The organism is Rhizobium sp. CFBP 13726 (genome assembly GCF_014841925.1).
GTDB lineage: Bacteria > Pseudomonadota > Alphaproteobacteria > Rhizobiales > Rhizobiaceae > Neorhizobium > Neorhizobium soli.
This window is the reverse complement of sequence record NZ_JACYUU010000004.1, coordinates 258,323-281,884: the sequence shown is the minus strand read 5'-3', so window position 1 is coordinate 281,884 and position 23,562 is coordinate 258,323. Positions and strand designations below refer to the sequence as shown.

19 protein-coding genes and 1 pseudogene are annotated in these 23,562 nt (G+C 58.1%); 6 read left to right on the top strand and 14 right to left on the bottom strand.

The genetic code is table 11. The features are described 5' to 3' along the window. Positions 1-407: 407 nt before the first annotated feature. From IFT66_RS18090 to IFT66_RS18055, 8 genes and pseudogenes are all read right to left on the bottom strand, one after another. Positions 408-2,054: pseudogene (locus tag IFT66_RS18090) on the bottom strand (HAMP domain-containing methyl-accepting chemotaxis protein); the annotation flags it as partial. A gap of 457 nt (positions 2,055-2,511) precedes the next feature. Then, positions 2,512-2,997, bottom strand: coding sequence for a chemotaxis protein CheW (locus IFT66_RS18085; RefSeq protein WP_192078430.1), 486 nt, complete (start codon positions 2,995-2,997; stop codon positions 2,512-2,514). 1 nt (position 2,998) lies between these two features. Continuing rightward, positions 2,999-4,234: an HD-GYP domain-containing protein gene (locus IFT66_RS18080; RefSeq protein WP_113165377.1), complete on the bottom strand. Its 1,236-nt coding sequence runs from the start codon at positions 4,232-4,234 to the stop codon at positions 2,999-3,001. An 11-nt stretch (positions 4,235-4,245) separates the two neighbouring features. After that, positions 4,246-6,438 carry an ATP-binding protein gene (locus IFT66_RS18075; protein ID WP_192078429.1) on the bottom strand — a complete coding sequence of 731 codons (2,193 nt, stop codon included), beginning with the start codon at positions 6,436-6,438 and terminating at the stop codon, positions 4,246-4,248. After that, a complete protein-coding gene (locus IFT66_RS18070; protein ID WP_342344788.1) occupies positions 6,435-6,944 on the bottom strand; it encodes a molybdopterin-dependent oxidoreductase in 510 nt (169 codons plus the stop codon). The genes IFT66_RS18075 and IFT66_RS18070 overlap by 4 nt, the downstream gene beginning before the upstream one ends. Before the next feature lie 341 nt (positions 6,945-7,285). Then, positions 7,286-8,020 (bottom strand): helix-turn-helix transcriptional regulator, encoded by a 735-nt coding sequence (locus tag IFT66_RS18065; RefSeq protein WP_062459805.1) that lies wholly within the window; start codon positions 8,018-8,020, stop codon positions 7,286-7,288. Between the two features lie 102 nt (positions 8,021-8,122). Next, a complete protein-coding gene (locus IFT66_RS18060; protein ID WP_092663013.1) occupies positions 8,123-9,580 on the bottom strand; it encodes a chemotaxis protein CheW in 1,458 nt (485 codons plus the stop codon). A gap of 3 nt (positions 9,581-9,583) precedes the next feature. Continuing rightward, complete coding sequence (locus IFT66_RS18055) at positions 9,584-11,686, bottom strand: methyl-accepting chemotaxis protein (protein ID WP_192078428.1); 2,103 nt, start codon at positions 11,684-11,686, stop codon at positions 9,584-9,586. 266 nt (positions 11,687-11,952) lie between these two features. Here IFT66_RS18055 and IFT66_RS18050 point away from each other — a divergent pair, with 266 nt between their 5' ends. The 4 genes from IFT66_RS18050 (at position 11,953) to IFT66_RS18035 (ending at position 16,362) form a co-directional block, all read left to right on the top strand. Further along, the gene (locus tag IFT66_RS18050; protein WP_062459810.1) at positions 11,953-12,201 is read left to right on the top strand and encodes a hypothetical protein; all 249 of its coding nucleotides are present in this window, start codon (positions 11,953-11,955) and stop codon (positions 12,199-12,201) included. A gap of 359 nt (positions 12,202-12,560) precedes the next feature. After that, the gene (locus IFT66_RS18045) at positions 12,561-13,262 is read left to right on the top strand and encodes a gluconate 2-dehydrogenase subunit 3 family protein (RefSeq protein WP_062577964.1); all 702 of its coding nucleotides are present in this window, start codon (positions 12,561-12,563) and stop codon (positions 13,260-13,262) included. A gap of 2 nt (positions 13,263-13,264) precedes the next feature. Then, positions 13,265-15,034 (top strand): GMC family oxidoreductase, encoded by a 1,770-nt coding sequence (locus IFT66_RS18040; RefSeq protein WP_062459814.1) that lies wholly within the window; start codon positions 13,265-13,267, stop codon positions 15,032-15,034. An 11-nt stretch (positions 15,035-15,045) separates the two neighbouring features. After that, positions 15,046-16,362 (top strand): cytochrome c, encoded by a 1,317-nt coding sequence (locus IFT66_RS18035; protein ID WP_192078427.1) that lies wholly within the window; start codon positions 15,046-15,048, stop codon positions 16,360-16,362. A gap of 64 nt (positions 16,363-16,426) precedes the next feature. Here the strand turns inward: IFT66_RS18035 and IFT66_RS18030 are convergent, their stop codons facing one another. The 4 genes from IFT66_RS18030 to IFT66_RS18015 form a co-directional block, all read right to left on the bottom strand. Further along, entirely contained in the window at positions 16,427-17,401 is a 975-nt protein-coding gene (locus tag IFT66_RS18030) for a GGDEF domain-containing protein (protein WP_192078426.1), read from the bottom strand. A 118-nt stretch (positions 17,402-17,519) separates the two neighbouring features. Next, positions 17,520-17,825, bottom strand: coding sequence for a hypothetical protein (locus IFT66_RS18025; protein ID WP_192078425.1), 306 nt, complete (start codon positions 17,823-17,825; stop codon positions 17,520-17,522). A gap of 39 nt (positions 17,826-17,864) precedes the next feature. Continuing rightward, entirely contained in the window at positions 17,865-19,454 is a 1,590-nt protein-coding gene (locus tag IFT66_RS18020; RefSeq protein WP_192078424.1) for a globin-coupled sensor protein, read from the bottom strand. Positions 19,455-19,973: 519 nt separating this feature from the next. Then, positions 19,974-20,318 carry an ArsR/SmtB family transcription factor gene (locus IFT66_RS18015; protein ID WP_192078423.1) on the bottom strand — a complete coding sequence of 115 codons (345 nt, stop codon included), beginning with the start codon at positions 20,316-20,318 and terminating at the stop codon, positions 19,974-19,976. Between the two features lie 281 nt (positions 20,319-20,599). Here IFT66_RS18015 and fliQ point away from each other — a divergent pair, with 281 nt between their 5' ends. Then, positions 20,600-20,866 carry a flagellar biosynthesis protein FliQ gene (gene fliQ / locus IFT66_RS18010; RefSeq protein ID WP_192078422.1) on the top strand — a complete coding sequence of 89 codons (267 nt, stop codon included), beginning with the start codon at positions 20,600-20,602 and terminating at the stop codon, positions 20,864-20,866. Positions 20,867-20,887: 21 nt separating this feature from the next. On the opposite strand, the gene IFT66_RS18005 is transcribed toward fliQ, so the two are convergent. Both IFT66_RS18005 and IFT66_RS18000 read right to left on the bottom strand, forming a co-directional pair. Then, positions 20,888-21,259, bottom strand: coding sequence for a hypothetical protein (locus tag IFT66_RS18005; RefSeq protein WP_062459825.1), 372 nt, complete (start codon positions 21,257-21,259; stop codon positions 20,888-20,890). Between the two features lie 151 nt (positions 21,260-21,410). Beyond that, positions 21,411-22,283: an MBL fold metallo-hydrolase gene (locus IFT66_RS18000; RefSeq protein ID WP_192078421.1), complete on the bottom strand. Its 873-nt coding sequence runs from the start codon at positions 22,281-22,283 to the stop codon at positions 21,411-21,413. A 465-nt stretch (positions 22,284-22,748) separates the two neighbouring features. Between IFT66_RS18000 and IFT66_RS17995 the strand changes: the two genes are divergently transcribed. Further along, entirely contained in the window at positions 22,749-23,282 is a 534-nt protein-coding gene (locus IFT66_RS17995) for a lipocalin family protein (RefSeq protein ID WP_062459829.1), read from the top strand. The last annotated feature ends 280 nt before the right edge of the window (positions 23,283-23,562 follow it).

The following is a 23,562-nucleotide window of genomic DNA, read 5'->3' as shown; positions in this document are numbered from 1 at the left end:
CGCCATTTCCGGCTATCTTTGCCGACGCGTGAGAGACGAAGCGTGAGAAGCAGTGGCCGCGGGTTTAAAAAATGCAAATCCTAGTTCAGCCGCGACCATCGGTAGCTTGTAATCCCGGCCGACCTGGGAGCCTTACCAGACCGCGGCTAAAACTCCTCCCACGCCTCGGCGACAGCTGCACTTGTTGGAAAAGAGCTGTTCACTCTCGCCATCAGCGTTCTGGCTGGGGACGGCATATGGGGCGCGCCATTGGCGTTTCCGGTTCGAGGTTGAAGGTCATGTCCTTTGCTCAACGTGAACTGACCAATCATGGTGAAAAGGTTATCTGCTTCGCGGGCAAGGCTGTTGCTGGCTGCAGTCGATTGTTCGACCATGGCCGCATTCTGTTGCGTGCCCTGGTCCATCGTATTGACCGCCATATTGATTTCCTTGAGCCCGACCGCCTGCTCCTTGGCCGCCTCGACGATGGCGGTGACATTGACGCTGACGTCCTGGACGCGGGAGACGATCTCAGTGAGCGATTTTCCGGTTTCTGCTACGAGCTGAACTCCGTTTCGAACCTGCTCGCCTGAGGTGTTGATCAGGGTTTTGATCTCCTTCGCCGCCTTTGCAGAGCGTTGAGCAAGTTCACGGACCTCCTGCGCGACGACGGCAAATCCCTTTCCGGCCTCCCCGGCGCGCGCCGCCTCGACGCCGGCATTCAATGCCAGCAGATTTGTCTGGAAAGCGATATCATCGATGACCCCTATGATATTGACGATCTCGTTCGACGAGCGCTCGATTTCGCCCATTGCCGAAATCGCTTTTCGCACGACGTCGCCAGACTTTTCGGCACTGTCCTTTGTCTCGGTGACAAGGCGACCAGCGGCTTCGGCACGCTTGCTCGATCCGGCAACGGTGGTCGTGATCTGCTCAAGGGCCGCAGCCGTTTCTTCAACAGAGGCAGCCTGTTGCTCGGTGCGCTTCGAAAGATCATTGGCGGCCGACATGATCTGGTTGGAACCCGCCGCGATCGTCTGCGCGTTCTGGCCGACAGTGCGCAAGGTCTGCTCGAGGCGTTCCATGGAGCTGTTGAAGTTCGTCCTCAACACATCAAGCTGCGCAACGAATGCTGCATCGATCCGATGCACGAGGTTCCCATTCGCAAGCTGATCGAGACCATGTTTCAGGTTATCGACAGCGAACTCCATCGCTTCGGCTTCGGCGGCTCTGATCCGGTCGCGTTCAATACGCTCCCGCTCCGAAACGCTGCGGTTTGCATCGGCCTCGGCCTCCAGACGAGCTCGATCTTTCGCACTTTGCCTGAAGACACCAACGGCGCCTGCCATTGTGCCGATCTCGTCGCGGCGGCCCTCGCCGAAGATGCGCACGTCAAGTTTGCCGCCCGCCAACTCGGTCATGGCCCTCGTCATCTCGGTCAACGGCCGGATAACCGCAGAACGAACCGTCCAAACCGAAATCACCACGACGGTAAGACCCGCGAAGGCAATGATCGCCATGACCAATGTCAGGCCAGCCTTCATCTCCTTTCCTGTCGCGAGCGTTTCGGCTGCGACACGAAGCTGAAGCTTCACCAGTTCGTCGATGGGACCACCAAGCGGATCGATTGTCGGATAAAGATCGGCGTCGGCGAAGCGTCCCAAGGCATCCAGATCGCCGGATGCAATCAGGGTCAGCAGGCCTTTCAGCTTTGCATCGGCCGCTGAGCGAGACGCCTCGAAGGTCGTAGCGATCGCCGACTCATCGGCTGTCATCTTCGTGTTGCGATATTCGCGCCATCGCAGGTCGATGACCTTCATGGCGGTCTCGATGTTTTCGGTCGCCTGCCGGGCTGTCAACGTTCTCGCGCGGGCCTTGTGGACCGTATCGACGATGTTTACCGCGTAACTGTCGGCGACCTGCTTCAACTGCGCCAAGGGGATGACGCGATCTTCAACGATGGAATTGGCAAGCTTGCCTTCTTCATCGAGTGCATAGAAAGCAAAACCAGCCATCGACAGTAGCGCCGTAGCGAGGACGAAAAGACAGGCTAGAAGCTTTGTTCGTATCAACATTTTCAACCTCTCATCGGGCATCGACCTGCCACCGGCACAACGGGCCGGAAGTCAGTATGGTCGCAGATTGTGGATTTTGGAAAAACTGACCGTATGCAGTGGCACGGCGTCTTGCTCGCCGGTACCGCAGGGGTCGATCGGAAAAGGAATTCTAGACGATTGGCCCAAACTAAAATTGTTGCCGTTTACCGGGCAGTGCAAATCCTGAAATCGGTCTCGCGCTGACAAAAGACGAGCGCCTACCCACTCCCTCGATTTGTAGGGCAGATTCGTTAAACTGTGGTTACGATGCGAAAATCAGCAATTCGTCTTAATCAAATACTCATACGTTGTGCGATTGAGGCGTAAGTTGCGTTTCAGGTTGTACCTGCTTCCGCAAGCCAAGTTTGGTCGTGCACCGAACCGTCATCTGACAGTCACGGAGCGTCCAGGCGGATGAGTGCGAACGGCGCAGCTATCAGGCGGCGATGAGGCCGGCAGTATTCAAACCTTCGAACATTCGTTCCAGGTTCAGAAAACAGATCATTCCTGTGGGCTGGACGATGATGCCGTCGGAATAGCTCGTCGCGGCACCCGCGTTCATGTCAGGCACAGGCTGCATGTTTTCGACGGGAATCGTGAGGATGTCCGAGACCCGGTCGACAACAAGACCAAAGGCCATTCCGTGGACTTCCGCCACGACGATCGCACTCCGCTCATTGGGTTCGGTACTCCGCATACCGAGCTTGCAGGCGAGGTCGATGATCGGAATCACTGCACCGCGGAGGTTCATCACTCCCAGAACCTCTCTGGGTGAATGCGGGATCGGCGTCGCGGGGCCCCAGCCGCGGATTTCGCGGATCGCCACCGTCCTGACGCAGAACTCCTGGTCGTGAAGGCGGAACGCGATGATTTCCAGGGTCTCACCGGAACGTGCAGAATTGGAAGGATGCAAAGTGTTCATTTCATCGTCCTTGCAAAGCGGTCGGTTGATTTTCGAGTTCGTAGTTCTGTGTTGTTGGTGACGTCATCATTGCAACAGTCAGTGGACCGTCATTTTTCTCCACGCGGGCATCGCTGATTGCGCGGCGGCAGCGTTCAAAGGATTCCTTCGACTGCGAGCACCCAGCGTGAACCGGGATGCAGCTTGTAGGCACTGAAAGCAGGCTTTCCCTGCGATCGGTCTCCATGATTTCGAGAATGACGGACAATGCCTTGTCGAAGGCAGCGACGCAGCGGGGGTCGAAGTGGCTCCCCGATCTTTCACGTATGTGTGCTACGGCGCGATCCACGCTCCACGCCTCTTTGTAGGGCCTTGCACTCGTCAACGCATCGAAATTATCGGCAATGGCGACGATGCGGCCGGAAACCGGAATGGTCTCACCCGAAAGACGGAACGGGTACCCCTGCCCGTCCCAGCGTTCATGATGACTGCCAGCAATTTCGGCAGCAAGCTGCAGAAGACTCGACTTCGATTCCCGGAGAATATCGCAGCCGACGACCGTATGTCGCTGCATGGCCGCGAACTCCTGTTCGGTCAGCTTGCCGTTCTTCAGGAGGACGGCATCGGGAATGGCGACCTTTCCGATATCGTGCATCGGCGAGGCAAGCCTGATGTCGGAACAAGCCCGCGCCTCCATGCCGTAGGCCCGCGCGATTGCTTCGGAATAAAGGCCTACGCGCCGCGTGTGCCGGGCCGTCTCGAAGTCCTTGTAGCTTGCTGCAATCGTCAAGCGGTCAATGATTTCCTCCTCGCGGGCACGCAGCTCAACGACCGCTTTCTCGACCTCGATACGAAGCCACTCGGCCTTGTCGGCAAGCTTGTTGCGCGCGTCCACGAGAGCGACCAGGTTCTTGATCCGGGCCTGGAACTCCAGCGGGTTCACGGGTTTCGTCAAAAAGTCGATCGCGCCTGCATTGAGCGCCGCCATGCGCGTCGCCGTATCGGTATCAGCCGTGACAAATACCACGGGCTTGTCGCGGTAAGTCTCGAAGCGAACGAGTTCGGTCAACAGCTCGATGCCGCTATAGACAGGCATCTGGAAATCGATGACCGCGATGTCGAATTCGAGCGCCGGGGCATCTGCCAGCACGTCTTCGGGATGAAGATAGGGAATGGCGACGCAGTCCGGCAGTTTCTCGACGAGTCTCGTCAGGAGAGAGAGGTTCGTTTTATTGTCGTCGACAAGTAGAATGCGCATGTGAACGTCCCTTATGCGACAAGGAGCTGCCTGTAGCGGGTGACTGTGTCTTCAAGGTCTGCAAGTACGGTTTGGGTGATTGATGCATGACGGAGGTCCTGAGACCGGTCAGCCACGTCTTGAAGACCGACGCTGCTTGCTGCGCCCTTCAGAGTGTGCAGCAGATGATCGGTATGACGGTGGTCATTGACGGCCAAGGCGGAGTGAAGATCTGTGAGGAGTAGGCTTGCGTCTTCGAAAAAGCTCGACAGGAGTTCGTCGAACGTCTCTTCGCCCAGTGCTTCCACGATCTCCAACCGCCGGGTTTCGAACGCGTTATCGATGCTCGGACTTTGGACAGGCTCCACAGCAGTTTCCGCAGCCGCCTCCAGAGACCCGATGATACCCCGAAGCTGATGCATCGAGACCGGCTTCGACTGGAACCCCGTCATCCCCGCCTCCTCGCAAAGCCGCCTGTCGTCGTCAGAAGCATTCGCGGTCATGGCGATGATGGGAGCATTCCGGCTAAGGCCGTTGGAAGCGCGAATTTGCTTGGTAGCCTCTATGCCGTCCAGCCTCGGCATCTGCATGTCCATGAGGACGAGATCGAAGCGGGTCGTCTCCGCCAGTTTGACGGCTTCCAGCCCGTCGTTCGCGATCGTGACCAACTGGCCGAGATGGGCGAGAAACCCGGCCGCGACCTGCTGATTGATCACGTTGTCCTCGACAAGAAGGATATTCCATGCCTGAAACTGTTGGGGCGCAGCCTTTGCCGCCAAGGCGTCGACAAGACCCTTCTCGGCCGGGTTGGCAGGGATTACGAACCAAAAGATGCTGCCCTCGCCTTTGCGGCTGTTGACACCTATTGTTCCCGACAGCGCCTCTACGATCTGCTTGCAGATGGTCAGTCCCAGTCCCGTACCACCGTATTTCCGGCTGATAGACGCATCGACCTGCGAGAACGGCTGGAATAGCTTGCCAAGACCTTCACCGTCGATCCCGATGCCTGTATCTTCAATCTCAAACCTCAGCTGTGCGTCTTGCGGCTCGCCAATCTCCAGCACGCGCAACGTGACGGTGCCCTCGCTCGTGAATTTGATGGCGTTGCTCAACAGGTTGAGAAGAACCTGACGCAGACGGGTGGGGTCCGATGATATGACCGGCGTGGTGAACGAGGTCGGCAGTTCCAGCGCAATGCGATTTCCATGTTCAGTTGCCCTGTCTCGTACCATTTCGACCGTGGCTGTGACGACGGCCCGAACGTCAACCGCGCGGGTCTCGACGTCCAGTTTTCCGTGTTCGATCTTTGCGAAGTCGAGGATTTCGTTGATGATTTCGAGAAGAGCCTGACCAGAACGCCTGATGGTCTGCAGGCCAGGGGCAACTGACGGCGGTAGGGGAGACAACTCCAGTAGTTCCGCAGTTCCGAGAATGGCGTTCAAAGGTGTGCGGATCTCGTGTCCCATCGTCGCCATGAACTGGGACTTGGCGCGGTTCCCGGCTTCCGCCGCGAGATATGACTCCTTCAGCTGGTTCGAAATCGCCTCCAGGCTGAGACCGGCAAGCTGAACTGACTTGAGCTGACGTCGCAGCGTAAGAATGAGGAATACCACGCAGCAGACAAGAAGTGCGACGAGACCCGCCGATTTCATCTGAAGGTCAAGGACTGCGTCCCGAGCCTCAGCCCGTTCGATGCTGACGGTGCTGTTCGTATAGAGAAGCAGTTTTTCCGTATTCTCTACCAGCCTCTCAAACTCTGAATCTGCTGTCTCTAGCTGCACCGGATCCACGGGGTCGCCTGCGGCCAGTCTGTCGAAAACTGCGCTGCGACCGAACACCGCGTCGCGAATGGCAGTGACCTGCTCGGCAACAGCCGCATCCAGCTTGAACTTTGTCTCGAACGAGGTTTTGTCGAGAATGTTCATTCGCGAGTACAGAATGTCGTAGCGCGTCCCGAGAGCCTTGATGCGCTCCGGAGTCAGGTCGTTTTCAACGAGCATGATGTGCAGGGTCTCGTGCAACCGGCGCGCTTCCCGGTCGAGCTGGTAGACGGACCACAAAGCATTCTCGCGAATGCCGTCCTGCAGGGCGGAGTATTTCCTTGAGATATCGGCAAACAGAAAAACGAGGCCCAGCAACAGCAACACGGCAAAGCACTGCAGCACGACGGTCGCCTTGCTGGCTTTCCGGATGATATCGCCACTCTGCTGGGCGGCAGTGATCATTCAGCGACCTCGATATCCTTGATCTGCCAGACCGACCGGGAGAAGTATTTCTCGTTGAACAGACCTTGGTCCTTATCGAAAGGATACACGAGGAAGAGCGGGCCCTTGTCGCGGACAGACATCAGCTTGCCGTCCATGCGCGTGGCGAGCATTGTGTCGAGCGAGGTTGCATCTTCCATCGGCAGGTCAGCGGCATAATCGTTGAGCGCAATGACCTTGAGCTTGTTGCCATGGGCCCCCGCTGCCTCGAGTACAGACCGCAGAAGCGGGCCGGAGAACTTGACCACGCCTTCGGTCCAGGGGGTCTCCATTTCACCCGTGCGGCCCGCAAGGGCTTCGAGCATAGGCATGTCGAACTGGGCTTTGCCACCGACGTTGGGATGATCGAGCTTGGTGCCAGTCACCGTAAGCACCACCTTGCCTTTCGGCAAGTCAAGCGCCGTCGCCTGAAGAGGAAGCAGCGCGCCGGCGACAATGACGGCTGCGATCATGATGCGGTTTATCACTTGAAACTCCAAGATACGAAGTAGACTCGCGGCGCGCGCGACAAGCTGTCAAAACGGGGGGTGCCTATTGGCCAGCGTCCCATCGGGGCATGCGTGGTGGAATACACCCTGCGCTCCTCCCAGATCGGCGTCATGCCGATTGCGTGTTCAACGCTGTGGACGCCTTAATTCTAGGGCGGAGGCATTTATATTAGGTGAATCTTGAAATGAGAATTGGAGTAGAAAGAGACGTTACGAGACGTATCGCTCAATTCTTACTTCTTTGCTGTTGCCTCAGGCGCTTACGGTCGGAAAGATGACCGCGCCCTGTGGCAGATCGCTTTTTAGCTACGGCGATGCGATCAGGCGATGAGCCGGCGGCGTATGGCTTCGGCAATGGCCTGCGTTCGGTTGGTCGCGCCGATCTTCTTCACGGCCGACTTTATGTAACTGTTGACCGTATCGTTCTGGTATCCGGTCGCGACCGCAATCGCCTCGCTCGTAAGCCCAAGACTGGCCTGGGTCAGGCAGGCAATTTCACCCTTGGAAAGCCGAAGCTGGTGGGCAGCGAAGCGATCCATCAGCGGCTTGGTGACAGCCGTGTGAATGGATTCCGCTACCAGCGAAAGGAAGATCAACTCTTTTTCGTCAAACGGTGTCGAGCGGGAAAAACAGATCGCTCCGTAAATGACATCGTTCCTGAGGATCGGGATAAGCGTTCGGTTGTGCAGGCCGAAGGTTCGTTGGAGGTAAACGAGCCTCTGCGGCGGCGGAGTTTCCGCGTAGACCTCGCTCTCGACCACGATCACGTTCGAGGCCTTCGCGGCTAGCACGAACGGGTCGGTCAGATAGAGGCGATCCGCGTCATAGGCGTCGAGGAATGCAGGAGGCATGTCGGTGTCGATCGAAAAACCCTGACCGAACCTGTAGTGGTCGACGTCGAGACCGCTGATGGAGATGTAGTCAAATGGAACCGCCAACCGCAGGCGGTCAACGATGTCGTTTTTTCCGAAATGACGATGCTTCGGCACCGAACGCAGGTCGCAATAGTCGTCGAGAGCGTTTGGATCAAGAATGGAAAGCGCGCTGACGGGCATATCAGAATCCGTTGGAAGATCGACAACACGAGTTTTGGCGTCTCAGCGTTAACAAAAGGTAAAGACTCAACCTTGGATTTTGCAACCAACAGTCGGGCTCTTTCAAGCGAGGGCTTTTCTGAGGTCGATATATGGGAGGAGCCGCCCGTCCGCTGACCGAACCATGAAGTCTCCCAGGATCCGGTGCTCGAACCCGCTGGAGTCCGTAGCGTCCGGTCCTGTCGCACATTTCGAGGCCATTTCGATCCGTGCCAGACTGTCGACCACCAGGCCAGTCGTCTTGAGGCCGTCCGACACGAGCAGAACGCGACCTTCTTGGCCGGGAGGAACTGCAGGCAACCGGAGCCGTCTGGCAAGGGAGATGAGAGGGATAGCTGTGCCACGGTGGACAAACAGGCCCATCGTGCCGCGTCCGACATTGTTCAACGAAACGTAGTCTTCCGGCATCTCGACGATCTCCCGGACATCGGCAACCGGCGTTGCCATGTCTCCCCCTGCTCTGAAGACCAAGTATGGCAGCAACGCGTCTCCGCGCTGCCCCGGCGCTCGACCGGCCGCCGCTGTCTTGGGCTTGGTGGATGAAAGTCGCGAAAACATCAGCAGGACATCGTCACTCATCATTGTGCGCTCGTCGAGGACGAGAAACAATGTCCGTCCGTCGACGGAATAGACACCGCTGAGAACAGACCCGGTCTCTACGGCATTATCAGGCATCGCCATAATGTCGCCCAACGGTATCGGCCGTATATCGACGACGGTATCGAGCGCAAAGCCCAGCAGCCGGTCGTCGGGGTAACGCAGGACGAGGACGGACGACTGCTTGCGTTCCGACAGGACGCCCATGCCAAGCACCCGAAGCGTATCAAGAACCGGCACCTGGGTGCCATGATGATCGATGACACCGAGGCAGGTCTCCGTCTTCATCGGCGAATCCTTCAACTGCGCGGTCGGCGCGGTGGCCTCGACCACCCCGGCCGCAACGCCGAAAGAAAACGCGCCGCACGTGAACAGCAGAAGCGGCTTCGCATTCGAGCTCGTCTTTGCGACCGCCTCCGCGACTGGCTCTTGCACCGACGGAATTCCCGGCAACGCCAAGATGCGCTCCGCTGCCAGGACCGAGATTACCTTTCCGCTGTGGAAGAATGAATGCGTGACCAAAGGTCCCTGTACAGCGGGTCGCGACACGCCCAGTTCATCGAGTGCCGCGACGTCTTCTGTCGCGATGCCGCGCACTTCGTCAGCAAAAATGCATATCAGCCTCTGTCTTACCCGCAGGACCAGAATCACGGCGCCGTAGGCCTCCGTCGCCGGCAGGCCGAGCATCGGTCGGATATCCATAACCGGGATGGTGCTGCCTCTCAATTCGAACAACCCGCACAAGCCGGTTGCCGCGATGCCTGCATTCGATAGCCCACCGGGCGCCGGAACGACTTCTCGGATATTCTCGACATTGATGGCAAGCATCGCCTCGCCAATGCGCAGGAGGCCGAACTGCTGCGTTGCAGGGCGACTGCCTCTCAGCACTTCCGGCATCGCGAGAGATCTGACCATCTGGTTCATGGGTTAACCCACTTTGCGCTGTTGCGCCGTCGATGACGTCAGGTCATTGATGAGCTCGACAACAGTCCTTGAGACACGCTGCTGAGCATCCGTCGATTGCGCAATCTCCCGGATGGACTCGCCGGTCTTGTTCACGCTGCCGACGATCCGTTCGAAAGCCAGTCTCGCATGCTGCGACCGGTCCGTTCCCTGGTTGACGCGCATGGTCGATTCCTGGATGAGCTTGGATATCTCGTGCGCAGCTTCCGAACTTCTCTCGGCGAGTTTCCTGACCTCGCCCGCGACGACCGAGAACCCGACCCCATGTTCCCCTGCCCTTGCGGCTTCGATTGCCGCGTTGAAGGCGAGAAGGTTGGTCTGACTGGCGATCTCGCCAATCACCTTGACGATATCGGAGATTTCCGTGGAGGACTTCTGGATGAGATCGATTGCCGCGATCGCGCTGCCCAGCGCTTCTGAACCCTGTTCCGCATTGCCCTGCGTCTCGGACGCAAGCGTGGTGGCCGTGCGGGTGTTAGCGGTGATTTCCGCGATCGATCCGGACAGTTCTCCGACAATGCTGGTCATTTGCTGCGATTTCGAACGGATGTCATGCTCGAGCTTGACCTGATCGGTGATGTCGCTGGCATACTTCACCACGCGCACCGTCTCGCCCCGCAGATTGACGATCGGGCTGTAGATCCCCTGAATGTGCACTTCCCGGCCATACTTTCCAACGCGGGCAAAACGCCCCGAAAAGAATTCACCCTTGTTGAGACGCAGCCAGAAATCCCGGTAGTCTTCCGAGACGATGTAATCCTGGCTGCAGAACATGCTGTGGTGCTGCCCCATGATTTCGCGAAGTGAGTATCCCATGACCCGTAGGAAGTTCTCGTTGGCGGAAACGACATGTCCGTCGAGATCGAATTCGACGACCGCCTGCCCCCGCGAGATCGCGTCGACCCTTCCCTCGAACTCGATGTTGCGCAGTTTCGCCTGCGTGATGTCAGAGGCGAACTTTACGATCTTGATCGGGCGGCCTGCGAGGTCGAGGATCGGATTGTAAGTCGCCTGAAGCCATATGTCGTTACCGCTTCTGGTGAGGCGCCGGTATTCCCCTCCTTCGAACTGGCCACGTCCAAGCCGGTCCCAGAAGGAAGCGTATTCCGCTGTCTGCGTGAAGGCAGGGTCGCAGAACATCCGGTGGTGCTTGCCCCGGACTTCCTCCAGTGAGTAGCCGACGGCGGCAAGAAAATTCTCGTTCGCGTCAAGGATATTGCCGTGCAAGTCGAACTCGATGACGGCCTGGGCCCGGCCGATCGCGTTGACCTTGCCTTCGAACTCGGCGTTCCGGATCTTGCTGGCAGTCACGTCATAGGCATACTTGACCACCTTGCAGGGGTTGCCGTTGAGATCGAAGATGGGATTGTAGGTCGCCTGGATCCAGACATCCTTTCCGCCCTTGGCGAGACGACGGTACTCTCCGCTCTCATAGTCGCCGCGCCCCAACCTCTGCCAGAATGCCTTGTAGGCGGGTGTTCGGGTTTGGTCGGCTCCGCACAGCATCCGGTGATGCTGACCGATGACTTCTTCCCGAGCATATCCCATCAGGGTGAGGAAATTTTCGTTCACTGCGAGGACGTGGCCTTCGAGGTCGAATTCGATCACGGCCATTGCGCGGTCGATCGCCGCTACTTTTCCCAGGAGTTCCGCCTCTACCGACTTGGTCGCTGTGACATCCATCGCGTACTTGACCACCCCGATGGTCACGCCGTTGTCGTCGAGGATCGGATTGTAGCTCGCCCGGATCCACACCTCGCGTCCGCCGCGTCCGATGCGCTTGAACTCTCCGTCGTGGAGCTTGCCCTCCGCCAGATCACTCCAAAACGTGGCATATTCGGGAGCTTCGACGATCTCCGGCTCGCAGAACATGGAGTGATGTCGGCCACGCACCTCGGCCAGCGAATAGCCCATGAGGGAAAGGAAGTTCTCGTTAGCGTTCTTTACCGTGCCGGTTAGATCAAATTCGATGACCGCTTGCGCACGGTCGATTGCGCGTGCCTTGTTGCGCAGAACGGCGATCTCGTTGAGGTCCGAAAGGGTGCTGACAGAAGACTTTAAAGTCATGGGAGAGCACTTTCGGTAACCAGGCAAACTTCGAATTTCATCACGAACCCCCTCCATCTGAAGCAACGGCACGACCGCGACGGTCTGATACCCGAATTTTAGAGGCAACTAACTAATGAAGGATTAATGCTAAATTAGAGCCCGCGTCGTTATGCGTCCGTTTCCGGTCGTACTGGCGCCGTCGCGGTAACCAAGTCGCTGTAACCAAATTTTGACGGGTTAGCGCTCATCCTTGTCCTGAATTGTAGTGAGTACGGGATAGGAACATGCGTTTCAGCGCTCAGCGGCTTGGCGATCTCGCCGGTATCATCCGGCATCTGAACTGGCGCCTCAGCCCGCTCAGCCGGATGGGTGTCGCCCGGATGGTCAACGACACGACGGCAGCGCTGGAAACTCTTGCTCGCAGCGAGGCCGATCTCTCGATATCGGAGCAAGCTGAAATACGGGCTATTGCCTCGCGGCTGATCGTGATCCTCCAGGACGCGTATTCCGGCAAAACACCGACAATCCACTGACGTCGGCAACCGGCCGTGTCCCTCCCACCTTTTTTATCGGACCGGTCCTGCGGATCCCGCCACCTGAATTTCGAACGCCGACAGCGATCCGCCGGCAAATTGACAATTGATAATAATACTCGATGAAGTCGAGCAAGCCACGAACTTCCCGCAGAGGTAGGCATTTGTGCGCACGCATGGCATCATCGCTAATTAGCGCAAAATTTTTCTCATAAATCGTACCTCATAAGCATTGCATACTCAAACCTTGCGGGTTTAAAGGTCAGCAACGAATGAGGCCATATGTCGCAGCGACGGGTGCCTCACGTTTCCAGCCTATTCGGTTCCGGCCCCCTGTCGGGACACCAAGGAGCGATACAATGAGAGATGTCCCGGGGTTACCGTCCCGCCGTAGCTTTTTGAAAGCTTCGGCGGCAAGTGCGGCCGTCGTCGGCGTGGTGATGCAGGCGAAGGCGGAGACCCCGCCGGCCCCGCCACCGATCGAAGAATACCAGCCGGTCTGTCTCAAGCCCACTGAGTGGGCCTTCGTTATGGCTGCCACGGCGCGGCTCATTCCCTCCGAAGGCGAAGGTCCCGGTGCCATCGAGGCCCGCGTCCCCGTCTTTATCGACAAGGAACTGGCCGGTGGATTCGGTGAGGCGGCAGACTGGTACATGGAAGGTCCGCACGATGCCGCAGCCCATCCGTTCCGCGGCTGGCAATCGCCTTTGACGCCGCTGCAAATCTATCAGCAGGGTATCCCGGTGTTCGACGCATGGTGTCAGCAGACGCACGGCAAGATATTTGCCGAGCTTGACGCCGCAACTCAGGACAAGGCCCTGACCTCCCTCCAGAAAGACGAGATGAAGATCAAGCCCGAACTGCGCGACTTCTTCACGATCCTCTTGCAGAACACCAAGGAGGGCTACTTCGCAGACCCGATGTATGGTGGCAATCACGGCATGCAGGCCTGGAAATATATCGGTTTCCCAGGTGCCCGCGGCAGCTACAAGGAGTGGGTGTTGAAGCACAACGTCGCCTACCCGCTCGGTCCCGTTTCGATTTCCGGTGAGAGGGCATAACGATGGCACGCACTGCAAAGAAGAAGGACGTCGTCATCGTCGGTCTCGGCTGGACCGGCTCGATCCTCGGCATGGAACTCGCCAACGAGGGTCTGGAGATCGTTGCGCTCGAACGCGGCCATGACCAGAACACCGTTCCGGACTTTCAGTATCCGAACATGATCGACGAGCTGAAATACGGCGTTCGTCTCGGCATGATGCAAAAGCCGCGCAATTCGACCCTGACGATCCGTCGCAACGTCGATGAAGCTGCCCTGCCCTATCGCAGCCTCGGCTCGTTCCTGCCGGGCATCGGTGTCGGCGGTGCAGGGACGCACTGGAACGGCCTGAACTGGCGTCCGCAGCTCTCGGAATACCGTCTGCGCTCGCATGTGGAAGAGCGCTGGGGCGCCGGCATCATTCCGGAAGACATGAACCTGCAGGATTACCCCGTCAGCTACGAAGAGCTGGAGCCGTTTTTCGATCGGTTCGAGCATGTCGCGGGGATTTCCGGCAAGGCCGGCAATCTCAATGGCAAGAAAATCGAGGGCGGCAATCCGTTCGAGGCACCGCGCTCGCGCGAATACCCGATGCCGCCTATGCCGGTGACCTGGGACGGAGCCAAATTTGCCGAAGCCGCGAAAGCTGCCGGCTGTCACCCGTTCCCAAGCCCGGGCGGCATTGCCTCGCAGGCCTATGTCAACGAATACGGAATGCAGATGGGCCCTTGCAACCACTGCGGTTTCTGCGAGCGCTACGGCTGCTACAACTATTCGAAATCCTCGCCGCAGACGGCGATTCTCGACGCGTTGAAGCGCAAGCCGAACTTCGAATACCGCACCCATGCGGAAGTGTTGAAAATCGAAATGGCGCCCGACGGCAAAACCGCGACCGGCGTGACCTATTTTGACGAAAAGGCCGGCGAAGAGGTGTTCCAGCCCGCGGATCTGGTAATCCTGGCCGCCTACCAGTTGCACAACGTCCATCTGATGCTGCTCTCGGGCATCGGTCAGCCGTTTGATCCCGCAACGAACGAAGGCGTCACCGGTCGCAGCTATGCCTACCAGATGAACGGCGGCTACACGATGTTCTTCAAGGACGAGGTGTTCAATCCGTTCATCGGCACCGGTGCCAACGGCATGTCGATCGATGATTTCGGCATGGACAATATCGACTTCGGTCGTGAAGGCTTTATCGGCGGTGCCTACTGGCGTGCCGGCCAGTCCAACGGTCAGCCGATCCGCTCCATGGCGCTCCCCGCGGGCACGCCGACCTGGGGTGCCGGCTGGAAGAAGGGCATCGGCGAGTGGTACGGCCACTCGATGTCGATCGGCTCGCACGGTTCACACATGTCCTATCGCGGCAATTATCTCGACCTCGACCCGACCTACAAGGATCGCCACGGTCGTCCGCTGATGCGCATGACGTTTAACTGGCAGCCGAACGACATCCGCATGACCCAGTTCATGAAGTCGAAGATGGAGCCGATCGCCAAGTCGATGAACCCGACCTCAATGCAGGAAGGCTTCAAGAAGGACGGCGCCATGTACGACGTGCGTCCTTACCAGACGACGCACAATGTGGGCGGCACTGTGATGGGTGACAATCCGAAGACCTCGGCAATCAATCGATATCTGCAGGCCTGGGACAAGCACAACATCTTCGTGATGGGCGCCGGCGCCTTCCCGCAGAACACCCAGTACAACCCGACCGGCATGGTCGGCGGCCTGGCCTATTGGGCGGCGCATGCGATCCGGACGCAGTACCTGTCCAATCCGCGGCCACTGGTGTGAGGAGCGCAACGATGAAAACCTTTCTTCGCGTCATTCTTATCCTCGCCGTTCTCGGCGTCGTCGGCCTTCTCGCCTTCATCTTCGTGCCGGTCCAGCGCACTGCCGCGGTTGCCCAGCTCCCGGCTGATTACAAAGCACCGGCGGGCAGTGGCGAATACGCCATGCGGGCCGGTGACTGCATGGCCTGTCATACCGCGGAGGGCGGCAAGCCCTTCGCCGGCGGCCGGCCTATCCACAGCCCGATGGGCACGATCTGGGCCACCAACATCACACCGGACAAGGAAACCGGCATCGGCAATTACACGCTCGATGATTTCCGCGCGGCGCTCTACGACGGCGTTCGCAACGACGGTGCGCATCTCTACCCGGCCATGCCTTACGAAAACTATCGCAAGCTGACGGAACAGGACATCCAGGCACTCTACCAGTATTTCATGACCGAGGTGCCTGCAGTTTCCAACAAGGTCGAGGAAACGGCACTGTCCTTCCCGTTCAACCAGCGCTGGGGCATTCGCGCCTGGAACTGGCTGGCGCTGGGCAAGCCTGGCTTTGAACCTGTTTCGCAGGACGAGCAGTTCAACCGTGGTGCCTATCTCGTGCAGGGCGCCGGACACTGCGCCGCCTGCCACAGCCCGCGCAACCTGCTGATGGCGCAGGACGGTACCGACGAGAGCAGCGCTGCCTTCCTGACCGGCGGCGAGATCGACGGCTATACGGCACCTGACCTGCGCGGCCCGCAAAGCGCACCGCAGAAATGGTCTACCCAAGAGCTGGCGGCCTATCTTACGACTGCCCGCAACGCGCATTCCACGGCAACCGGCGAGATGATGCTGGTGGTGCGCGATTCGCTGCAATACATGACGCCCGAGGACAATCTGGCGATCGCAACCTACCTCAAGAAGATCGGCAGCACTGGCGGTTCCACGGCACCGGCAACGCCTTCGGCGGCGCCTGAAAAGGCCGAGGTTACCGACACCGAGAAAATGCTGACGGAAGCCAAAGCGGATATGCCGCTCGGTCCCCGCCTCTATCTCGACAATTGCGGTGGCTGCCACTTTGTCAACGGCAAGGGTGCCGCGGAAATCTTCCCGGAGCTTGACGAAAATTCGCTGGTTACCGCGAAGTCTTCAAAGGGCCTGTTGGATGTCATGCTGCACGGAGCGGAACTGCCTTCGACCAAGGACCGTCCCATGCGCGTGCGCATGCAGGGCTATAACGACCGCCTGAACGACGAAGAAGCGGCAGCACTTGCCACCTTCCTGCGCCAGGCCTGGCATAACGACGCTCCGCCGGTCACTGCGGAAGACGTCAAGGCTGTCCGCCGCTAGACCACGACATCAGACCCTGCCGGTTCGTAACTGGCAGGGTCTTTACACGTCGCCATGAGTGGCATCAGCCGTTGGCCGTTGCCAAGGCCTCCGGCGGCCCGAGGATCGCAATACTTCGCCGCGTCAGTTTGGCGTGATACATGCGCCGATCTACGAGAGCGACAAGAGCCGTTCTCGACCACTTGACCTCGCTTGCAAAGCCAAAACCCAGCGCCGCACCGACGCTCAGCGTTTTGCTTCCGATCGTGACGGCGGCCAGCACAGTGTCCATCATCACGGCGAGCCTCTGCTCCTGCATTTCACTGTCTCCCATGTCTGACTGGAACAGGAGGGCAAACTCGTCACCGCCCAGCCGCGAGACGAATTCGCCCGCTCTCAGGGACGACAACAGCCTTTTCCCGATAACCGCAAGCAACTCGTCCCCGACCGGGTGACCGTGCATGTCATTGACGATCTTGAAGCCGTTGAGATCGAAGATTGCGAGCCCGAACTCCTCATGGTTGGCGCGATCTTCGATAAAGTGAGCGATCCGTTGCTCGAACCCAAGACGGTTCGGAAGCCCGGTCAGGCTATCGGTGACGGCCGCGGCTCGCAACGCCTCATCCTGTCTGATTTGCGCGCTCGTCTGTTCGGTGACATCGGTCAGCGCCTCGAGATCGTAGAGGTCGTTTCCAATCTTGATCCGGCGTGCGGAGATCATCACGGAAATTTCCCGCCCGTCACGATGCCGGATCTTGCCCGACTGCGCGGAGTAATACCCAACCTCGTCAAGGAGTTTGATCCTGGCAACACGGTCTGAGCCATCGACGATCAGGCCGACATCTGTCAGTTTGCGACCAACCAGTGCCGTTTCGTTCATCCCGACGAGGTCCATGTAAGCCTGGTTGACCCGCACATAAACGGAGTTTGGCCCGGCCGTCGAAATGGCATAGGCAAGCGGAGAGATGTGAAACAGCGTCTGCAACATTCCGTCCAGCCCATCTCCGCCCTGTGTCACACTGGAAAAGAGTGAGGCTGCCGCCCGTTCATCCGAGAGCATCGGCCTAACCCTTATTCACTATAGGGGATTGCCACAGCAGGACGGCCGGTGACGGCAAGAACCGCAGATCCACCCGATATTGCATGTCGCAGTTTCTGTCTGTCATCATTCCCTCGCCTCAACCTCGCCCGATGGAGAGGTTCGCGGATGAAGAACCTCCAGCTAGGTTTGCGTCCACAATACGAGTCACAAACTCGACGACTTCCGTCATCTCTGTCCATTCGGCCCCGGCTGCTTGCTGTCTTGACCGATACCCTCGACGACCCGCAATCAACGTGAGCAATACCAGATCGAACTGCGCCGTATTGCCGATGTCCAGGTGCCCAAGATTCCTCCTGACCAAAAGGATCAGTTTATCGAGCGCTTGTGCGGTGGAGAGCCCGGCAGCCAGCAGTGCGAGTGGTATTGCGATCAGCATTTTCACAAAACTACCCTCATGATGTGGCGTACCGGGTCGCCATGCTCAGAATTCCGACCAGCCTTCATTGGCCGCCTTCGACCGCTGTAGTTTGCCAGGAAGCGACTGGATCATTTGTCGCGTAGGCGAAGCTGCAGGCGCATGCGCCCGACCGTTGCTTTGCCCTACCGCGCTTGGCGTCGTTTTGAACCCGGCGACAAGCTCGGAAAGTCTCTCGGCCTCGTTGGAGAGTTTTATCGTCGCCGCAGACGTCTCTTCCACCATGGCAGCGTTTTGCTGCGTGATCGTATCCATGCTGCCCACGGCAGAGTTGATTTCAGCTATCCCAGTCGCCTGTTCGCGCGACGACATGGCAATCGATACCATGTGTTCGTCGATCGTCTGCACCTGTCTGCCGATGCTTCTCAATGCCTTGCCCGTTGTGTTCACAAGATCGACGCCGCGCGCGACATCCTGAGAAGATCTCGAGATGAGATCCTTGATTTCCTTGGCGGCCCGGGCTGAGCGTTGCGCGAGCTCCCGCACCTCCTGCGCCACCACCGCAAAGCCTTTCCCCTGGTCACCGGCACGGGCTGCTTCGACCCCCGCATTGAGTGCGAGGAGGTTCGTCTGGAACGCGATTTCGTCGATGACACTAATGATGTCGTTCATTTGTTTGGATGACTCGACAATGTCGCTCATCGCCTTGACGGCCTGCTCTACGATTTCTCCGGACGTTGCTGCCTCTGTTGCAGAGGCCGTTACGACCGCCTGGACTTCTGTCGTCCGGGTTTGAGACTGCCGCGCGATTGAACTGATCTGCTCTAGCGCTGCCGCTGTTTCTTCAAGCGCCGTGGCCTGCCGTTCGGTGCGCTTTGCCATTTCGTCGGTCGCAGTGGCGATTTCGGCCGACTGCGAGAGAACGAAGCCGACCGTGCTTGAGATCTCGGAAAGAGCACCGTTGAGGCTCGATACGGAATCGTTGAAATTATGCTTGAGCCCGTCGAAACTGACCGCGAGGGGCTGTTCCAAGGGCCGGGTCAGATCACCGCCGGAGAGAGATCTCAACGCACTTTCGAGGGCTGAGAGCGCTGCGTCTTGTTCCGCTTTCAGCGTCGCCTGCTCCGCTTCAGCCTTGGCTCTATCTTCCGCAAGGACGTCGAGATAGACCGAGATCGCATAATCCATGTCCACGAGGGCCGCTTTGACAACCGTCGTTACGTCGTCTCCGATCTTCTGGCGTTTGCCGCGCACCAGGAAACTACCGAGCTCGTTATCGATGACGGCGCGCACGATGTTCTCGATCATCAACGCATAGCCGCCAATGTACCAGCGCGGTTGAAGCCCAAGCCTTGCATGGGCTTTGCCGATCATGGTGACTTCATCAACATAGGCTTCGTCGAACTTTGCCGAGGAAATCGTTTCCCAGTGTCGAGCCTGTCGTCCTTTTGCCTGGGTGATGTGATTTTCACCGGAAAAGTATTTGGAGGTTTCCGGGTGATGACGGACCTTGGCGTAAAACACATCGAGCGCGCTATCGAGCGACCCGTTAATGATGGGCGCCAATGCTGCGAGTGTCCTGCGCTGTGGATCACCAAGACCAGCGAAGTCCAGTCGGTCGTTAAGCGTTGCCTGTGCTGATTTCTGCGTACTCATGTATGTCCCCTGCTGCGGTCCCTTGGTAACAAGGCATGGTTGGTCTGCCCGCTAAAGCGAGTGCGATCTGTTGCTGACGGGAACGCAGTCCATCACCGGCGCGCGTGCTTCGAAGCCATCGCGGGGCAAGCAAGGGGGCTCAAAAACCCAGATGTCTACCGAACAGGTGTTAGACTGTCAGGTGGCGGCTGTTCCTGATCTTCACGGCCATAAAACCCTCATGGGTATGCGGCGCCACGGCGCCTATCTGGCACCACAAATCTAGGATTCAGGGGATAAAAAACCGTTAATAGTTCGCCCTATGCTATAGTAGCAGAACTTGATCTAAGCAGCGCCATCGTTTGACCGAGGCTATATCTGGCAATCGTCAAGCATAGAGCAAAAAATACGAGTTTTTGCCTTAAAATTCGTGCCGTCTGTGAGCGCTGCTATCACCGGCAGCGTGCTCATGGCATTCTCAGACAGCGGTCGACATTGACAGAAGAGAGCTGGGACATCGTCGAGGTCATTTCGTAGGGTCTAAGCGTAGGCAACCGCCACAGCATCGCGAGTCTCTGCGACTGGACAGAATATGCTTTGCATACAGTCAAGAACCTGGCGGACACCTTCCTCGTGGGAGCGATAGAAAACCGTCTGCGCTTGTCGACGCGCCGAGACGAGGTTCGCGTCCCTGAGAATCTTCAGATGTTGAGAGAGTGCCGATTGGCTGAGATTCACCGCCTTTGCGAGTGAACGCACGTCGCGCTCCCGATCCTGCACCAGACAGAGGACTTTGAACCGTGCGGGGTGCCCCATAACCTTCAGTAGATCGGCGGCGTCGCCCTCATCGAAGGGAAGAACTTCTCCCGACAGACCGATGTCCATAACGCCTCCAACCACCATTGAATAAAATCGCGTATCTTCATGGACCGAACCGAGTCCGGCGCCACATAAGCGAGAAGTAATACAAGCAAGATATAAGCTGCGGTGGCTAAGCATCTCCGCATTACGTCTCTGCTTCAATACGCAAATTGTACGTTATTTTATCGCAGTCCAGACGTTTTACGCATCTTAACAATACTTAACTCTGATAACCGCCGAATCTGTATTAAGGCAGATACGAAACGCGGTCTCGCCGCCCAATATACATTCAATGCTGGTGTGAAATGACAGAAGCAGACGCGTTGGAGATCCTGCGGATCTCTGTCTGGGCAATGCTCCTTGCTTCAGCGCCCGCGGTTTTCACCGCGATGGCAGTCGGCCTGGTTATCAGCCTTTTCCAGGCTCTCACGCAGGTCCAGGAAAGCACGCTGAGCTTTGCGCCAAAAATTGTTGCTGTCTTTGTAGCGCTGGCAGTGGCCGCCCCGTTCATAGGCGGCCAACTCAATCTTCTCGTTGTCGAGATTTTCTCTCATGTGCAGTCGGGTTTCTAGGCCGGCTGCGATCTCAAGAGGTCAGGCGTCTGCAGTCTCTCGCACTTCGTCGAGCAGGAAGAACACGACCACATAGCGGGTCGCATAGGATCGGCCGCCCTCGGCATCGCCTGCGTCCGAACCTCCGTCGGCCGGGTGCCATTGCTGGTAGTGCGGATTGTTGGCGATCAGCGTGATCGCTTTGCCAGTACGGCTACCGCCAAGACGATAGCGTGTTTCCGCCAACGGCCAGACACGTTCGTAATCCTGTTGCGTGAGACGGACCTTAAGAGCATGGCGCGTTACCGTTTCGCCCTGCGAAACATCTCCCTTGCGGGCCACTGGAACCTCCAGCGAAACCTCCTCAGCCCCATCCAGTATGAAGTCAAATTCCTCAGGCCACGTCCGCTTCATGTAATCGCTCCTCCAAGCTATACCGAGGGTTGCCGACGACTGTATCGTCGTCTGCCGAGACAATATGCAAACATTATCCCCTTCTGAAAAGCATCAAACCGCCTACGGCCGCACTATTTCGTGAGGTTGCGCTTGGCGCCGACAAAATGTCTTACCAGGCCGCCACAGGGAAGGCGTCGATCGGGATCTTCAGGTACCTCACGCCGTTCGCCTCCTTTGGCGGCAGCTCTCCTGCCATCAGATTGACCTGCAGGGCATGCAGCATCAGTTTCGGAAACGGCAACGTTTTGTCACGGCTGATGCGGGACTGGATAAACTCGTCACGCCCTGACCGGAGGTGAATGTTCTGCGCCTTCTGTTGCGCGACGGTGCTCTCCCAGAGCGCTTCCCGCCCGCCATGACGATAATCGTGGCCGGTGAACAGCCGGGTGTCGTCGGGCAAGTTCAGGATTGCCTCGATCGACGACCACAGATCTTCAGCGCTGCCTCCGGGAAAATCGGCGCGGGCCGAACCGCTGTCGGGCATGAACAGCGTGTCGTGGATGAAGGTCGCATCACCGACCAGATACGTGATCGATGCCAGTGTGTGGCCGGGCGAATACATGACGCGGCCCTCGATCTCACCGATCATGAACCGGTCGCCATCCGAAAACAGCCGGTCCCACTGGGATCCGTCGGTTGGCATCGCCGGCGCATTGTAGATGTCCTTCCATAGCGCCTGGACCTTGACCACGTCGGCGCCGATCGCGGTCGGCGCGCCGGTCTTCGACTTGAGGTATGCTGCTGCGGTGAGATGGTCTGCATGGGGATGCGTGTCGAGGATCCACGCGACGTCCAGTCCCTGCATCTGGATATGTGAAAGGAGCGCATCGGCGTGACGCGTGGCCGTGCTTCCGGATTTCTCGTCGTAGTCGAGAACCGGATCGATGATGGCGCATTTCTTCGTGGCCTTGCAGCTTACGACATACTGGATGCTGCCGCTACGCGCGTCGTAAAAACCAGCGACTTCGGGTTGGGCACTCATGGTGTAAAATCCGGCTTGTCAAACGCCTGCACTGGCGCGGCTTTATGATGGTCTGGCCACAGGATGTCCACGAGGCAGGTCTGATCGCAGCAACGCTGTGACAGGGGCAAGACGAGGACATCAAGCGTCACGGCGGCCCCTCCTAAGTCAACCTCTCACGAACGTCAACTCGGAGCCCTTTGCAGCAATCTTGCTTACCAAGCGATAGGGCCAACCCGATAAGCCGCGCCATTGGATCGAGACCAGCCGAGCAGTTGTTCGCGCGTGGCAACGCGCTTGATTTTGCCCGTCGCAGCCATAGATCCACATCGTTGGCCAGCAAACAAACTGGTTGTGCCTGTGGCGCATGTCTCGGCGACCCTGGATGCGGCTGATGTGTGGTTCCGTTTGGCAACAGCGAGTACTTCCGCGGGGAGTACGGTTGCCTCGAGATCACGCGGGATCGGCAACCGACAGGATGAGCATATGCACAATCTTATCAGACATCTCAGCTTGCACTTTATCACATGCCTTTTCGCGATCGGCGTCGTATCGCAGGCCCTCGCCGCTCCCGATGTCGTCAAAGTCGGGCCGGATCACTACCAGGGGACATGGCTGGAAATCGGGAGGACCCCGATGTTCCTGACCGACGGCTGTGTTGCCGGTTATTCCACCTACCGCAAGGGCAAAACGCCTGACACGGTCATGGTCGAAGACGGTTGTCGTGTCGATACTCCAACCGGGCGCCTTAAAACAATCAATGGAACCGGGAAGATTCAGGATTACGGAACGACGAACGCAACGATGCGCGTCCGCTATCCACTGCTCATCACCTTCACCTACCGCGTGCTCTACAAATCGCCGGATAAATCCTGGTTCATCAGCGCCAACCCGTCGATGTCGGACCTGTGGATCTATTCGCGAACCGTACCATCGAAATCCAAGCTCAACCGCATGGTGCGCAAGGCGAGCGAACTCGGCTACGACGTAAAGAAGCTGGAATTTCCGCCAGCCCGCTAGGCTGATTGGAAAGCGTCCGAACGGTTTGGCGTCCACGCGACAGGACAGCCGTTCGGAACGCGAGCTTCATTGCGGCTTCAAGCCTTGGTTTTATAAAGCTCGGCCCCTACCCTGCGACCAGCTTGAGAGACCGAATGGAGCTATGGGATCGAGCGCGCGGACTTCGTAACGGAGATTGTTTTCGACCAATATTTCAATAATCCTTGAAGTCTTGAATAATTGTTGTTCTATAGCCTTTACAGGGCTTTGAAGGCCGGGCAAGCGCCCGCGCCTGGTCACT

What these genes read in the sequence shown, in the direction of transcription:
- IFT66_RS18085 (WP_192078430.1), bottom strand. Translation starts at nt 2,997, where the DNA reads ATGAACACTTTGCATCCTTCCAATTCTGCACGTTCCGGTGAGACCCTG.
- IFT66_RS18080 (WP_113165377.1), bottom strand. Translation starts at nt 4,234, where the DNA reads ATGCGCATTCTACTTGTCGACGACAATAAAACGAACCTCTCTCTCCTG.
- IFT66_RS18075 (WP_192078429.1), bottom strand. Translation starts at nt 6,438, where the DNA reads ATGATCACTGCCGCCCAGCAGAGTGGCGATATCATCCGGAAAGCCAGC.
- IFT66_RS18065 (WP_062459805.1), bottom strand. Translation starts at nt 8,020, where the DNA reads ATGCCCGTCAGCGCGCTTTCCATTCTTGATCCAAACGCTCTCGACGAC.
- IFT66_RS18060 (WP_092663013.1), bottom strand. Translation starts at nt 9,580, where the DNA reads ATGAACCAGATGGTCAGATCTCTCGCGATGCCGGAAGTGCTGAGAGGC.
- IFT66_RS18055 (WP_192078428.1), bottom strand. Translation starts at nt 11,686, where the DNA reads ATGACTTTAAAGTCTTCTGTCAGCACCCTTTCGGACCTCAACGAGATC.
- IFT66_RS18050 (WP_062459810.1), top strand. Translation starts at nt 11,953, where the DNA reads ATGCGTTTCAGCGCTCAGCGGCTTGGCGATCTCGCCGGTATCATCCGG.
- IFT66_RS18045 (WP_062577964.1), top strand. Translation starts at nt 12,561, where the DNA reads ATGAGAGATGTCCCGGGGTTACCGTCCCGCCGTAGCTTTTTGAAAGCT.
- IFT66_RS18040 (WP_062459814.1), top strand. Translation starts at nt 13,265, where the DNA reads ATGGCACGCACTGCAAAGAAGAAGGACGTCGTCATCGTCGGTCTCGGC.
- IFT66_RS18035 (WP_192078427.1), top strand. Translation starts at nt 15,046, where the DNA reads ATGAAAACCTTTCTTCGCGTCATTCTTATCCTCGCCGTTCTCGGCGTC.
- IFT66_RS18030 (WP_192078426.1), bottom strand. Translation starts at nt 17,401, where the DNA reads ATGCTCTCGGATGAACGGGCGGCAGCCTCACTCTTTTCCAGTGTGACA.
- IFT66_RS18020 (WP_192078424.1), bottom strand. Translation starts at nt 19,454, where the DNA reads ATGAGTACGCAGAAATCAGCACAGGCAACGCTTAACGACCGACTGGAC.
- IFT66_RS18015 (WP_192078423.1), bottom strand. Translation starts at nt 20,318, where the DNA reads ATGGACATCGGTCTGTCGGGAGAAGTTCTTCCCTTCGATGAGGGCGAC.
- fliQ (WP_192078422.1), top strand. Translation starts at nt 20,600, where the DNA reads ATGACAGAAGCAGACGCGTTGGAGATCCTGCGGATCTCTGTCTGGGCA.
- IFT66_RS18005 (WP_062459825.1), bottom strand. Translation starts at nt 21,259, where the DNA reads ATGAAGCGGACGTGGCCTGAGGAATTTGACTTCATACTGGATGGGGCT.
- IFT66_RS18000 (WP_192078421.1), bottom strand. Translation starts at nt 22,283, where the DNA reads ATGAGTGCCCAACCCGAAGTCGCTGGTTTTTACGACGCGCGTAGCGGC.
- IFT66_RS17995 (WP_062459829.1), top strand. Translation starts at nt 22,749, where the DNA reads ATGCACAATCTTATCAGACATCTCAGCTTGCACTTTATCACATGCCTT.